The following is a 14,334-nucleotide window of genomic DNA, read 5'->3' as shown; positions in this document are numbered from 1 at the left end:
TGTCTGGGCTGAGAAAGAAGTAATCCGAATGTCACATAAAAAAACCGACTCTAAATATATTTAAAGTCGGTTTATGTACCCAGCGCCGGAATCGAACCGGCACAGTTTCCTATCGGTGTTTGAGACCGACGCGTCTACCAGTTCCGCCAGCTGGGCATTTTTTGAGTTTTAAGTTGTACGTTATAAGTTGTAAGTAACTAAACGCCGAGCTTAGTGTGTTATACGGGCCACAAACTTAGAAATTTTTTTGAAATTATGGAAGGTTGTTTAGATAAATATGCCAGTTAGATTTCCGATACTAAGTTTCATTTCAACTGAAGGCCCTGCAGACCAAAACTTGCCACTTCCATTTTCACCTTTCACCTTTTACCTATCACCTATCACCTTATCTGAACTTCCCCATACTCGACCGAATCCTCTGCAAATACTTCTCCCTATACCAAATATCCTTAATCTTCAACAGGATGCCGTTTTGATCCGGATTAGTTTTAGAGTCAAATTCATCAGTAAGGAGCTTTAGTTCATCAAACAAAGAAGCTTCTAACTGGTCGACCTCTGAAGAGAGGCTCATTAATCGGCCTTGATCAGGATCAAATTCCATGTCCATCAAAGCTTCATTTACATCCATCATGTCCATCAGAAACTCTTGAGGAAGGGCATATTTATCACCTTCCACAAGCATATCATTAAGTTCCAGAATATATTCGATCCGTTTTAACGGATCTGAAAGAACTTTGTAGGCTTTATTATTAAGAGTTGAAAGCTCCAGTATTTCGTCCTGCTTTTCCTTTGATTCATTCGCATAATAATCCGGATGAAATTCTTTACTCAGAACGTAAAACTTTTTCTTCAGCAAGGCCTCGTCGACTTTGAATGTAGGAGGAAGATCGTATAACTCGAAGTAGGATTTATCGGGCATTTAATTAGGAATAGGGTTTTGTCTGGAATAGGATTTTATTGTCTGGAATAGGATTAGTAGGATGATAAGATTAAAGGATTAGGATTCATAGGATGATAGGATTCATAGGATACTGGATGCCTAGCGGCCGTAAACCGCCAACCGTCACCTCTCACCTCTCAACTCTCAACTCTCAACTGTCAACTAGTTTATCACGTGCTTTATAATATCATTCCCAAACACAAATACCATCAGAGTAATAAGGATCACAAATCCAACCATTTGCGCGCGTTCCATGAATTTATCACCCAGAGGTTTGCCTTTGACCATCTCGATCAGAAGGAAGACAGCGTGGCCACCATCAAGTGCTGGGATTGGTAAAAGATTCATCAAGGCAAGGGCCATTGAAAGTAATCCTACAAGGCTCCAGAACTTAACCCAATTGACAGTAGAACCAAACATCGTTGCAATACCAATAGGGCCTGTAAATGCTTTATTTGCCTTTACCTGGCCAGAAGCAACCTTGCCCAGTCCTTTTGCGTTATCCATAAACGAGCCCCATGCTCGTGAAGCTCCAACTGGCAATGCTTCAAGGAAGCCATATTCTACAGTTTCAAGAGGGATGTTGTAGTATTGAGGAATATAAATTCCGACAGTTCCTTCAGGTGAAACTTGAGTAGGTATTTGAACGGTTTTGTCGTCCCGAATTACCGTCAATTCAACCGGCTTATTTTTGCTGGCAACAACGAGTTGCTTAAACTCATCATAATAAGTTATAGCCGTATTGTTAACTGAGAGAATGCTATCCCCTACTTTTACACCAGCCTTCTCAGCATTTCCACCTGGTTCCACCATTGTTATTCCGGACATCTTCACCCTGGGTTCTACGAACTGGCTGATTCCAAGATCAGATACTTTCTCAAGAATATCACCGGGAACATGAATATTTTTAGTTTCACCATTACGCAGAACAGTAAGTTCTGTATTACCAAGTAAAACCTTAGAACTCGTTAGTTCTTCGAAACGTTTAACGGGTTTGCCGTTGACCTCAGTAATTCGGTCACCATTTTGGAGGCCAATCTCTTTCCCAATTACTCCCGGGGCAATCCCATAAGGTATTTTATCATTTGGCACAAATGTTTCGCCGTTGCTAAGTGTAAGCATCCAGAATATAAAAATACCAAGAACAATATTTACAGTTACGCCTCCAAGCATGACAATAAGTCGTTGCCAAGCTGGTTTGGAGCGGAACTCCCAGGGTTGTGGCGGGCCTGCCAACTGATCAGTATCCATAGATTCGTCGATCATTCCTGCGATCTTTACATAACCTCCTAACGGAAGCCATCCAATCCCATATTCACACCCTTTATAATTGAAGCTTACTAACTTAAATCCCCATGCATCAAAGAACAGGTAGAATTTCTCCACCTTTATGCCGAAAGCCCGGGCGGCGAAAAAGTGCCCTGCTTCGTGTAATATAATTAAAATTGATAATCCAAGTAACAGTTGACCTGTCATTATTAATCCATCCATGCTTTATTCTCTATTTTTTTAGATATTAAAATTTCCTGTTTGTTACTAAGTTCTGGGCATAATCCCGTGTCTGACGGTCAGTTTCCAAATAATCTTCCAACGCAGGTTCTAAAATGACCGGGATTCTTGACATACAGTCCTCTATCACATCGCTCATCTCCAGGAATCCTAAACGATCGTTCAAAAACTCAGCCACAACAATTTCATTGGCAGCATTGATGACGCATGGCATATTACCGCCCGTATTTAGCGCATCAAATGCAAGAGCCAGGTTCCTGAACGTCTTTTTGTCAGCCTGTTCGAAACTCAAGTTTGGAAAACCCATGAAGTTAAATCTGGGGAAATTATTCGGCAGCCTTTCCGGGTAGGTTATCGCATATTGTATAGGCAATTTCATGTCAGGAAGGCCCATTTGCGCTTTCATCGAGCCATCCTGAAATTGAACTATCGAATGTATTATAGACTGCGGATGAACAATTACATCAATTTGGGAGACATCAAGTTTAAACAGCCACTTGGCTTCTATCACCTCAAGGCCTTTATTCATCAAAGAAGCCGAATCGATCGTGATCTTTGCGCCCATGACCCAATTGGGGTGTTTTAATGCCTCATTTTTAGTAATTGATGCTAAAAATGAGGCATCTTTTCCCCTGAACGGCCCTCCTGAAGCAGTCAGGTAGATCTTTTCAATGGCGTTATTTTCTTCACCAGCCAGGCATTGGAATATGGCAGAATGCTCCGAATCGACCGGCAATATTTTGACATTGTGCTTTTCAGCAAGGCTGGTTACGAGGTCACCGGCCACGACAAGTGTCTCTTTGTTCGCTAATGCGATATCTTTTCCAGCTTTAATAGCCGCTAGTGTCGGTTTAAGTCCTGCGAAACCGACCATTGCCGTGAGTACAATTGAAATATCGGCGTGGGTAACTATCTCACACATTTCATCGATCCCGCAAAGCACTTTTATTCCGTGCGGATGCAATATAATCTGCAGATCCTCAAACTTTTCACGGCTTCCAATCACGACATAGGCTGGCTTGAATTCCAATGCCTGGGCAATCAGTAGTTCAGCATTATTTTGTGCGGTAAGCACAAATGCCCTAAACCGGTCCGGATTCTGACGGATAACTTCCAGTGCCTGAGTACCAATGCTACCGGTCGAGCCGAGAATGGCAATATTTTTTGTTTTCTGATCTGCTTTCAAATTATTCATCACGACTTATCAGTTTATCTAATTCGTCAGCAATCAGCCTGTCATTGGATAATCGTGGGACTTTGTTCTGTCCCCCAAGTTTACCCTGCGACTTCATATAAGTTCTGAATGCATCCTTTTTCAAGGAATGCATAATCAGTGGCTGCAAAACTTTTCCTTCAACAAGGTCCAGATAATACGAATTTAAGGCCTGCAAAGATTTGTCCACTTTAATACTGAAAGCTTTGAGATCTGCAGGAGGATTTACGAATTCCACGTACCACTCATGGTAAGGCAAGGTGCCATTGGAGGGACTGACCTGTGGAGCGACCGTAAATTCTGTTATTTCCAAGTTTTCTTCCTTTGCAACAGTCAATATCGCCGTCTCCACCTCCTCTCCTATCACATGTTCGCCGAAAGCCGAAATATAATGTTTAATTCTTCCGCTGACAATTATCCTGTAAGGATCTTTGGAAACAAACTTGATGGTATCACCAATGCTGTATCCCCATAGACCGGCATTAGTATTCATTATCAAGGCGTAATTTCTATCCAGTTCCACGTCTTTAAGGGAAACACGGGTGGGGTTATCATTGAAATATTCTTCAGCAGGAATAAACTCATAGAAAATACCTGAATTTAAAATCAAGAGCAAGCCCTTTTCAGTTTGAGAGTCCTGGAAAGCTATAAAGCCTTCGGAAGCCGGATAGGTTTCGATCGAAGGGATTTTTTTACCAATACTTTCTTCCAGCCTGGCTCGATAAGGTTCAAAATTTACACCACCGTAAACAAAAAGTGAAAAGTTTTTAAAAATATCTTTGATCTTCTTTCCGTCGGCATGAGCAGAAAGGCGGTCGAAATACATCTGCACCCAGGGTGGGATGCCTGAAATAAGCCTCATATCTTCATTGATAGTTTCTGCCACAATTGCTTCCACTTTCTCTTCCCAATCTTCGATACTGTTTGCATTAAAAGAAGGAAGACGGTTTCTTTGAAGATAGGCTGGGACATGATTCGCGACAATTCCTGAAAGGCGTCCAAATGCAATCCCATTTTTATTTTCCAGTACAGGGCTCCCCTGAAGGAAAATAATACGGCCATCCAGAAAATCAGCTTTGCCCGTTTCATGGATATAACAAAACATGGCATTTTGCGCAGCCTTCACATGCTCCGGCATCGAACTGCTGGAAATTGGGATATATTTTGTTCCTGATGTTGTGCCTGATGTCTTAGCCAGATATTTAGGTTTACCCGGCCATAGCACGTTGGCTTCGCCATCTACAACACGCTCGATATAATCTTTGATTCCTTCGTAATCCCGAACAGGTACCCTCTTCTTAAAATCGTCATATGAACTAATTTCCGAGAATTTATGGTCCCTGCCGAACGCGGTATCTTTGGCAGTTTTAATGAGCTTATTAAAAACATTATCCTGGGCAGCCAGTGGATTTTTCTTCCATTTATTGATCTGCATTACTGCAAATGCAGCAACAGGCTTAACTAAAAAAGACTTAATTCCCATCGTTCTTTTCTACTTCGTCAAGTAGTATTTCCTCCTCATCTGCATAATTGTTTACCATGTGCCGGTATGCAATAATAAGAATGATGCTGGAGAAAGGGACACTAAACAGTGTACCCAGGCCCAGCGCCATAGCCCCCAGAATGTTCACCCCCAACATCAGGAGAAACAACCTTAAAATGAACCAGAAATGGCCTTTTGTGAGCGTCCAGCTCTGACTTATCGACTCTGATGAACCGGACTCCTGATCAACGATAAATGCAACTACAAAGCAAAGGCGAATGGTTAGGTATGTTATCGGGATTGAAATCAGGATAAAAATGGGAAGCAGGTCCCAGGTGAACGGGTTTTCCTGATCTATTTCAATGTGAGGCGTGTTGAAAAAATACACAGAACTTATCACCGCTATCAGGAAAACCAGAACCAGGCTAATAATCAATTTAACCAGTAAAAAGTTAAATGCTTTAACCAGATTGGGAACGACATCCGGAAAAGAGGCATCTTTCGGATCATCGATCAACTTGAAAAACACCTGATAAAATGCTACGGTATAGAAAGCGTCGAAAAGAGATAAAAGTAAACCACTGAGATTCCCCAATGCTGGAGCAAGCAACGAGATCGTAAAAATCACCGCGAACTGAACTACTGTCAACCCAAGCAATACAATGATATTGTCTTTAGCCAACTGCCATGAATCCATAAATACATCCTTCACCGTAATCTCTCTATCCATACTTTAGTGTTGATTAAATATTACCCTTTTCCATAAATCCTGTATGAAACCCATTCCGTAAGCAGTTAACTGTACGAATGACGCAATAATGCTCAAAAATGCAACTTTTACTGATCTGTTTATTGTTAAGGAATGGAAAAATATCAACAAAACATACAGAACCAGCATAGTATTACAAAATGCGGCTAATGGTTGTTTTAAAAGGTTTAAAATCAGGGTCAGAAAAAGAAATACCGTAAAGCAAGCGGGAAAAAAATGAACTACCTTCAACTCTGATGGGAAGTGTTTATAAATATTAATCCTTGCCCTCCCAAAAAAGTGCAGTTGCTTATAAAATTGCGCGAAACTTGTACGCCGTTTATGATAAACGATCGCCCCGGGTATTAATCCGATCTCAAACCCGAGTGTTTGTACCCGAATACTAAATTCGATATCCTCGCCCAGGCGGGTAAGAATAAATCCCCCGGTCTTTTCCCAAACCTCCCGTGAAATCCCCATATTAAAACTTCGGGGGTGGAACTGTCCTATATGTTTTTTGTTTCCGCGAATCCCCCCGGTTGTAAACGGTGATGTCATGGAATAACTGATTGCTTTTTGTATTGCTGTAAACGAATGGTGGGCACCATCCGGGCCGCCATAGGCGTCAAGCGGATGTTCTAATAAATAATCTTTTACAGTTTCGAGATAATCTTCTGGTATCAGGCAGTCTGAATCAAAAACCACGAAATAATCTCCTTTAGCACGTGCAAAACCATAATTTCTGGAAAAACCCTGGCCCTCGTTCTCTTTATAATAATAGCCGATATCAAGCTTATCGGAGTAGCTGCTCACAATATCCTCTGCCTTTTCGACCGACCCATCTTCAATTACAAGTACTTCAAACTGAAGATAAGTTTGTTTAGTCAGGGTGTGGAGCAGTTCATTAATCTCCTGCGGACGATTAAATAAGGGAATGACTATCGAAAAAAACATGTTGCGTAATTATTACTGGGTACCTTCCTCCATCGCTATACCTTTTGCGACTGGACTGGTTTTACTTCGTTAGACCGTTTTCTCAATATGATATGAGTTTCTTTCCGGCGAGTTACGCGAGACAAGTTCGGCAATGAACCCGGTAAGAAATAGCTGAAATCCAACCACAATAGCGACCAGGGCGATATAGAACAGCGGTTGATCGGTAACATCCCTGTTATTCGGAATATGCATCGAAATATTATACAACTTATTACCGATGATCCAAATTGTTATTGACAATCCCGCAAGGAAACTTAATGCTCCCATTGTGCCGAAAAAGTGCATGGGCCTTTTCGAGAATTTCCCCACAAAAAATATCGACAGGAGATCCAGAAAACCATTCACAAAACGGCTAAGCCCAAATTTGGTAGTCCCGTATTTCCTTGCGCGGTGTTCTACAACCTGCTCCCCAATTTTTTTAAATCCTGCCCACTTTGCAATAACAGGAATATAACGGTGCATCTCTCCGTAGACCTCAATATTCTTAACAACTTCCTTTCGGTAGGCTTTAAGCCCGCAATTAAAGTCGTGAAGATTGTGTATTCCTGACATCTTACGCGTAAAATAATTGAAGACTTTCGTAGGGATCGTTTTGCTCAAAGGATCATGTCTTTTTTGCTTCCAGCCGGAGACAAGATCAAATTTATCTTCCGTGATCTTACGGTACAGCTCCGGTATTTCGTCCGGACTATCCTGAAGATCGGCGTCCATAGTGATAATCACATTTCCTTGACTGGCTTCAAAACCAACATTCAGTGCGGCTGACTTGCCATAATTTCTCCGGAACTTAATCCCAACGATATTAGGAAGCTGCTTTTTTAATTCTTCTATAACCTCCCATGAACCATCGTTACTCCCATCGTCGACAAGAATGATTTCATACGTAAGCTGATGCTCTTTCATTACACGGCTAATCCAGCTTGTCAATTCAGGCAAGGATTCTGCTTCGTTAAATAAAGGAACGACTACTGATATATTCATTTATTGGAGAGGTGAAAGTTGATAGGTGAAAGGTGAACGCATGGTGGCATAGGTTTCTGCTCAAATGAATGGTGTAAATTTCATTAAATAAAGTCAGAATTTATAGTTTTCTTTCCGTTAGGGAAAAAGATGAATAGAAAGTCTGTCAGGCTTGATAATTGGAGTTAAATTGAAAATTCAGAGATATATTTCAAATATTAAACCCTTTTTCCAAACAAATTCGCCGTAAAGTTTATTTGTAGCACGCTAATTGCCTGATAGGGACATGACACCAGTACTCTGCATCAACGACAGTTCAATAAATTTATTCATACAGAAAAAGCTATTACTGAAGTCTGGGATAACTGACAATGTAATTACGGTCAGACGGGCAGGAAGCATTAGATTATTATTCCCGTTTTAAAGACATTCGTTCTGCCGATTACCCGAGATTGATTATTTTAGATATTCACATGCCCAAGGTAGACGGCTGGGAATTCCTGGATAAGTTTTCAGAAATGTATCTGCCTTCGTTTTCTGAAACTAAGGTCATCGTAAACTCTTTTACTGTTGATGAAAACGAAATAAATAAAGCTAAAGACTATCCTGTAATTATTGATTTTATAACCTCACAATTAAGTCTGGATTATTTCCGTGAACTTGAAATCGTAAAAAACCTGGAAAGCATTAAGGAAAAATAATAAATCTCGCCGATTAGATTACTAAAGAATACAAATCATCTGGCCATTAAAAAGTGCAGATATCCTCTAAATCCAGATACCTGCACTTTTATCTTAAATCTTAGTCTACATCGTCTTCAACAGGTGCAAAGATTGGCGGTTCCTTTTTGAATATGGCCGCGAATATCAAGGACATTATAAATTCAATCAAAATAGCAACTCCCAGATTCTGAAGCAGGTCCATAGGGCTTGGGTCATATTGTTTCCTCATGGTATTTACCTGTTCCTCAACAGTGGTTTCAATCTGGTCAGAATCCATTCCCATACCTTCGAGAGTTTTGGTCATACCCTCTTCTACATACACTGAAATCTTTTCGAATGCATTTGGCTCAATGAATTTGTAGAACACGTAATTGGTAACACTTAATACCAATCCTGCTATAAGAGCCATTAAAAAAATGCCTTTCAATGCCTGCTTGAAACTCCAGTAGCCCCCAATTTTCTTACGAAGGTCAATTGTGAAGAATATATACACAAGCAAAAGAAATAGCATATTCCCAATACCGAACCACATATTGCCCATCATAGCTGGGGCAACATAATACGTTACGATACCAAGGATAGCTGCTAAAATACCGATAATAAGGCCGTTGGTTGCAGCAGCCTTGTTTAAATTTTGTAATGGTAGTTCCATTTTTAAGAGTTTAGATAAGGTTTATATTAGGTTTATCGTTGGTTATAAGAAATTAACAATGCATAAACCGCAGAATCAAATTCCGGGTTGTTACTGTGTTTAACAAACTCGTCATATTCTTCATTATCTGGATGCTGATCACGAAAGAATCCAATCATCGGGTAGAACAGTTCCTTCATTTCCGATCCCTCAGGCAGATCAGATGCAACCCGGGCAACTTCTTTAAGGTCACTGTCTACCAAAATTTGATTAGCAATCACGTCTTCATAGATCCGGTACTCATCCTGGAACTCATCCTCATCAACAAGCAGAAACTCCTTTAAAAAGTCCCCCAGGTCCGGTTCTATATCTTCATCCTCACATTCCTTCAGGTAAAGCATCAAGTTTAAGAGTTCTGTGCCCCGGTCCAAAGTTTTCTCTTCTATTGCTTCCCATTCAGGTGAATCCAGATAGTCTTCTTCCAGCTTGCGGACATCTTCGTTAAAGAAATTAATCAGCAGGAGGTCGAAAAACAGCTCTCTTAAAGACTCATATTCGGGATTCTCGTCAAATTGTTTGTCCATATCAGCAACCTTTTTCATGTAATCCTGCTTGCTGCTGAATACCTGAACCAGGCTTTCATAGAAAGGCTTGCTGTCATTTCTGCTCACCACCGCGAATTGCCTCAATGCTGCGAGCATCGACTGTTTTACACTAGCATCCATAAAAATCCTTTAATAAGTGAAATACTGGGCATTATTATATACTAACTTAATCTTTCCTGTTAAAATTTCACCCATAAAAGGTGAATTTTCTGATTTGGAAAAGTTTGTTTTCTCATCCAGGGTCCACTGTTCAGATGTATCAAACAGAATAAAGTTAGCAGAATTTCCCGCTTCCAAAACAGGCATTGGAAGGCCGAGGATTTTTCTGGGATTAACTGCCATTTTCTCGACAATCTGATCAGGTGACAAACCGGCTTTGATTGCCAAAGGCAGGGCAGTTTGCAATCCTGTTATGCCGTAGGATGCAATCTCAAACTCCACATTTTTAAATTCTATTTCATGAGGTGTATGCTGGGAGACAATGGCGTCAATGGTTCCGTCTTTGAGACCTGCCAACAAGGCTTTTTGATCAGTTTTGGTCCGTAAAGGCGGCTTGACCTTATAGTTACTATCAAATTCTTCTAATAAATCTTCCGTAAGAACGAGGGCATGTGCAGCCACATCGCAAGTTACCTTTAAGCCCGCTTTTTTGGCTTTCCGGATCAAGTCGACACTGTTTGCTGTACTTATCGTACTGAAATGCACCCTGGCATCATTGTATTGTGCCAGATAAATATCCCGGGAGACCATCAGTTCCTCGGCGAGGGAAGGATTCCCCTTCATCCCCAGATAAGTACTCATCACACCTTCATTCATTTTTGCCTTTCCGGCGATGTCCTGATCCTCTGCAAAAGAGAAAATCAGCCCATTGAACGATTTAGTGTAGAGTAATGCCCGGCTCATTAACCCCGAATTACTGAGTGGCTTCTTACCATCTGTAAATGCGATTGCACCAGATTGCTGCATATCGAACATCTCTGCAAGCTCCTTACCTTCGCAATGGTGACTTATACATCCCAAAGGATAAATATCGACCAGGTTGTTTTTAGCCCGGTTTACCAGATAAGAAACTTCCGCTTTTGAATGAATGGGAGGCTGAGTATTCGGCATAAGCGCAAGTCCCGTAAATCCGCCTGCAGCTGCAGAAGCTGAGCCACTGCTTATATCCTCCTTAGTTTCAAGTCCCGGGTCTCCAAAAGTGACATTAAGATCGAAGAACCCTGGTGAAAGAAACTGCCCCTTAGCATTAATGATTTTAGTAGTACTAACGGTGGTTTTGATATTCTTTCCGATTTCTGAAATCTTCCCTTCAATAATCAGAATATCTGCGACTTTCCCCTGAAATTTACTTTGAGAATCAAGGATTGTTGCCGATTGAATTAATAAGTTATTCAAGTGTTACAGCTTTAGTTTGTGACTTTTTATAGAACCGGATAAGCAATATTTCTGCGGCTAAAAATAATAGTGCAAGTATAATACACAATTTCCATAAAGAGGTACCCTGATTGATAGACTCAACCGCACCCTGCATAGAACCCGGTTTAGGCGTAATCAATTCTATCTTCTGGTCTGGAAATTTAGCTTCTATTACGCGGTCGCTGGCATAACTCAAATTTGACTCGGGTCCGGAGTCGTTGAACGACAAGATGGCTAAAAGACTATCATTTTTCAAAAGTTGATAATTCCCGTTCTGACGTATCTGATCTGCAACATATAATTGCGAAAAATTCTCATTTTGACGAAGGTCGGGGATAGCTTCAAACTCGCCCTTCTTAAGCTTTAAGGTCTGATTCGCATTAAGTGTGATTTTAGGAATTTCAATAGCCTGATCCCTGTTGAGTTTATGAAACAAATTCTGATCCCGGAGCGACAATAAGGCTGTTTGATACATAATCGGTACGAATACAGAATGCCTGGCAAAATTACTCGCTTCAGCATTTAATGGCACTGCCGAGAGATAAATTTTACCCCTTCCCAATTTGTATTCACTAAAAAATGACACTCTTCCCGGGAAATCCAGGATACTTTGCCTGGTGGTATTATTTTGAAGGGTGTAACGTATGTAGTTCTTAGCGACGGGTAGATCAAGCTTTTGTGGGATATTTTCAAATACGCCTTTGAAGATTGGATGTTGGAGGTTGATAGATGTGACCTTATTTTCAGCAGTCACAACTTCAGCCGGAAAATCCGAACCAAGCGCCTGCAATAATTTTTTCAGGCTTTCCTGATTGCTCTGAAGTTCCGGATAGATCATCAGGCTTCCGCCTTTATTCACGTATTGACGTAGCTGCTGAATTAATCCATCACTGATCTCTGCGACCTCATTCAATACCAAAAAAGGAAAATTATTTAAACCGGAATAATTAATATTACCTGAACTTACGTTGCTAACATTAAAAAACAAATCAGAACGATACACAGAATTCAGGTATTCGTTAGGACTGCCACCGTTTATAATCAGGATAGGAATTGACTGCTGAACATTGAAACTAAAGTAAAACCGGTCGTCAAAAACTACAGGAAAGTCTGTAATCTCTATCTCACCTTCTTGCCATCCTGCTCTCAGGCCGCTGAATGACAAAGTATCGGCTGCTGTTGCACGAGGCTCAATTGTTAAGCTACCTATTGCCTTCTGCTGTTTATTAATTGTTATTTTCACAGGAACGTTCTCCGCTTTTTCATCAGAATTGTTCCTGAGTTTTACCACCATCTGCTCTGAGTCTCCAGGTTTATGAATCGCTGAGGCAAACCAAATAGAATCTATTGAAATATTAGGCTGAGAGTTAGAGGTAAGCCTCACCAGCCGGATGGCGACGGAAGTGTCGCTCTGAACAGGTGCCTGAGGCAGTAGATTTTCCTGAAAATCAGAAATTATATAAACTGTTTTCCTCGAGTTTGGTTCCTTTGTGAATACATCTTCCTGCCGGCTTATGATCTGGCTCAGGTTACGGTTGGCAGAACTTATTTTCACTTCATCAACCGCAGTCAGAAACTCATCATAATTCAGGAGCCGCTGATACTTTCCTTCAAAATCATGGGTAAGAAGCTGGAATTTATCATTAAGATTGTATGCGGATGCAATTTCTTTTGCCCGCCGTTTTGATTCATCGAGCAAAGTTCCCTCTCTGTTTACAGCTTCCATACTGTAGGAATTATCAATAAATATACTCACAACCTGTTGCTGATAAGCCCTGGTATTTTCCGGGTCGGGGATATAGGGCCTTGCGAAAGCAAATACTAAAAAGGCCAGCGCTAGAATTCTCGAAGCAAGTATCAGCCTGTCTTTGAGATGCTGTCGCGATGAGGTCTGGATCTGCACAAACTTCAGGAAACGAACGTTACTGAAATATACTTTCTTAAACTTACGAAAGTTAAAAAGATGTATAATAATTGGTATGGCAATAGCCAAAAGGGCAAATAAAAATCCGGGGGCCAGGAATCTCATTGAGTAGCGAATTTACGAAAAAATAGTGATACGTTGTACGTTGTAAGTTTTTATCTCTATCTTTGCCCTGCCTCCCAAGCACATTTGGGCCAAAATTTATGAATAAAGTTTTCACACATCACGTACATTTCCATCATCGCTTTGCGGCGATGGTAAGATAATATACGTTTCTACGTGAAACTATTCATAATATTTTTTTGGTCTGATTAAAACTTAAAATTTGAAAACTCTTAAAATAGCTATCCAGAAATCTGGTAGATTAAACGAAAAATCGGTAGAACTCCTGAAAAATTGCGGCTTAAGTTTTGAAAACTATAAAAGCTCTTTAATATCAACCGTTTCCAACTTCCCTTTAGAAATATTATTTCTTCGTGATGATGACATTCCAGAATATGTTCAGGATGGTATTGCAGATTTGGGAATTGTTGGGGAGAATGTTATCAGCGAAACAGAAGTTGATGTAAGTTACCTTCAGAAACTGGGTTTTGGCAAATGCACACTGAAGCTTGCCGTTCAAAGCAATAGCATTATCCAAAACATCCAGGATTTAAATGGGAAGGCAATAGCTACCTCCTACCCCGTTATCCTAAAGAAGTTTCTTGACAAGAATAACATCAAAGCAGACATCCGAACCATTTCCGGTTCCGTGGAGATTTCTCCGGGGCTTGGATTAAGTGATGCGATATTTGATATTGTATCAACAGGAGGAACCTTAAAAAGTAACGGACTCAAGCCATTTGCCGATGTGCTTTCTTCTGAAGCTGTACTTATCGGCCGCAAAGGTGAAGAGACCAATCCGCTTATCGTAGAACTTATCCAGAGGGTGCAATCAGTTTTACGTGCGAAAGAAACCAAATATGTGGTACTTAACACGGAACTTAAAAATCTGGATCAAATCGTTAAGCTTTTACCAGGTGTAAAAAGCCCTACTGTTGTACCTCTTGCCGAACAAGGTTGGGTTGCAGTTCATACCGTTATTTCAGAGCGCGATTTCTGGGAAAAAATAAGTCTGCTTAAAAATGCCGGCGCGCAGGGGATAGTAGTGATGCCGATCGAGAAAATTATTTTATAAAGATCTGAAC

13 protein-coding genes and 1 tRNA gene are annotated in these 14,334 nt (G+C 40.7%); 2 read left to right on the top strand and 12 right to left on the bottom strand.

Going from position 1 to position 14,334, the window contains the following annotated elements; translation table 11 throughout:
- Positions 1-76: 76 nt before the first annotated feature.
- From WBJ10_RS06915 to WBJ10_RS06880, 8 genes are all read right to left on the bottom strand, one after another.
- Positions 77-156, bottom strand: a tRNA-Leu gene (locus WBJ10_RS06915).
- Between the two features lie 229 nt (positions 157-385).
- The gene (gene hscB / locus WBJ10_RS06910) at positions 386-919 is read right to left on the bottom strand and encodes a Fe-S protein assembly co-chaperone HscB (protein WP_424288786.1); all 534 of its coding nucleotides are present in this window, start codon (positions 917-919) and stop codon (positions 386-388) included.
- 183 nt (positions 920-1,102) lie between these two features.
- Positions 1,103-2,431, bottom strand: coding sequence for an RIP metalloprotease RseP (gene rseP, locus WBJ10_RS06905; protein WP_424288785.1), 1,329 nt, complete (start codon positions 2,429-2,431; stop codon positions 1,103-1,105).
- 25 nt (positions 2,432-2,456) lie between these two features.
- The gene (locus WBJ10_RS06900) at positions 2,457-3,644 is read right to left on the bottom strand and encodes a 1-deoxy-D-xylulose-5-phosphate reductoisomerase (protein ID WP_424288784.1); all 1,188 of its coding nucleotides are present in this window, start codon (positions 3,642-3,644) and stop codon (positions 2,457-2,459) included.
- Positions 3,637-5,145 (bottom strand): GH3 auxin-responsive promoter family protein, encoded by a 1,509-nt coding sequence (locus WBJ10_RS06895; protein ID WP_424288783.1) that lies wholly within the window; start codon positions 5,143-5,145, stop codon positions 3,637-3,639. Before WBJ10_RS06895 ends, WBJ10_RS06900 begins: the two co-directional genes overlap by 8 nt.
- On the bottom strand, positions 5,135-5,875 hold the full coding sequence (locus tag WBJ10_RS06890) for a DUF975 family protein (protein ID WP_424288782.1): 741 nt from the start codon (positions 5,873-5,875) through the stop codon (positions 5,135-5,137). Before WBJ10_RS06890 ends, WBJ10_RS06895 begins: the two co-directional genes overlap by 11 nt.
- 3 nt (positions 5,876-5,878) lie before the next feature.
- On the bottom strand, positions 5,879-6,847 hold the full coding sequence (locus WBJ10_RS06885) for a glycosyltransferase (protein ID WP_424288781.1): 969 nt from the start codon (positions 6,845-6,847) through the stop codon (positions 5,879-5,881).
- 69 nt (positions 6,848-6,916) lie between these two features.
- Complete coding sequence (locus tag WBJ10_RS06880) at positions 6,917-7,870, bottom strand: glycosyltransferase family 2 protein (RefSeq protein WP_424288780.1); 954 nt, start codon at positions 7,868-7,870, stop codon at positions 6,917-6,919.
- A 452-nt stretch (positions 7,871-8,322) separates the two neighbouring features.
- Between WBJ10_RS06880 and WBJ10_RS06875 the strand changes: the two genes are divergently transcribed.
- Positions 8,323-8,550, top strand: a complete 228-nt coding sequence (locus WBJ10_RS06875; RefSeq protein ID WP_424288779.1) for a hypothetical protein — start codon at positions 8,323-8,325, stop codon at positions 8,548-8,550.
- A gap of 100 nt (positions 8,551-8,650) precedes the next feature.
- Here the strand turns inward: WBJ10_RS06875 and WBJ10_RS06870 are convergent, their stop codons facing one another.
- The 4 genes from WBJ10_RS06870 to WBJ10_RS06855 are packed head-to-tail and all read right to left on the bottom strand — an operon-like array spanning position 8,651 to position 13,252.
- Positions 8,651-9,223, bottom strand: a complete 573-nt coding sequence (locus WBJ10_RS06870; RefSeq protein WP_424288778.1) for a DUF4199 domain-containing protein — start codon at positions 9,221-9,223, stop codon at positions 8,651-8,653.
- A 32-nt stretch (positions 9,224-9,255) separates the two neighbouring features.
- Complete coding sequence (locus WBJ10_RS06865) at positions 9,256-9,927, bottom strand: hypothetical protein (protein ID WP_424288777.1); 672 nt, start codon at positions 9,925-9,927, stop codon at positions 9,256-9,258.
- A 9-nt stretch (positions 9,928-9,936) separates the two neighbouring features.
- On the bottom strand, positions 9,937-11,202 hold the full coding sequence (locus WBJ10_RS06860; RefSeq protein WP_424288776.1) for a dihydroorotase: 1,266 nt from the start codon (positions 11,200-11,202) through the stop codon (positions 9,937-9,939).
- Entirely contained in the window at positions 11,195-13,252 is a 2,058-nt protein-coding gene (locus tag WBJ10_RS06855) for a BatA domain-containing protein (RefSeq protein ID WP_424288775.1), read from the bottom strand. Before WBJ10_RS06855 ends, WBJ10_RS06860 begins: the two co-directional genes overlap by 8 nt.
- A gap of 220 nt (positions 13,253-13,472) precedes the next feature.
- Between WBJ10_RS06855 and hisG the strand changes: the two genes are divergently transcribed.
- Positions 13,473-14,324 carry an ATP phosphoribosyltransferase gene (gene hisG / locus WBJ10_RS06850; RefSeq protein ID WP_424288774.1) on the top strand — a complete coding sequence of 284 codons (852 nt, stop codon included), beginning with the start codon at positions 13,473-13,475 and terminating at the stop codon, positions 14,322-14,324.
- The last annotated feature ends 10 nt before the right edge of the window (positions 14,325-14,334 follow it).

The organism is Daejeonella sp., from assembly GCF_049655485.1.
GTDB lineage: Bacteria > Bacteroidota > Bacteroidia > Sphingobacteriales > Sphingobacteriaceae > Daejeonella.
This window is presented reverse-complemented; position numbering and strand designations above follow the sequence as displayed.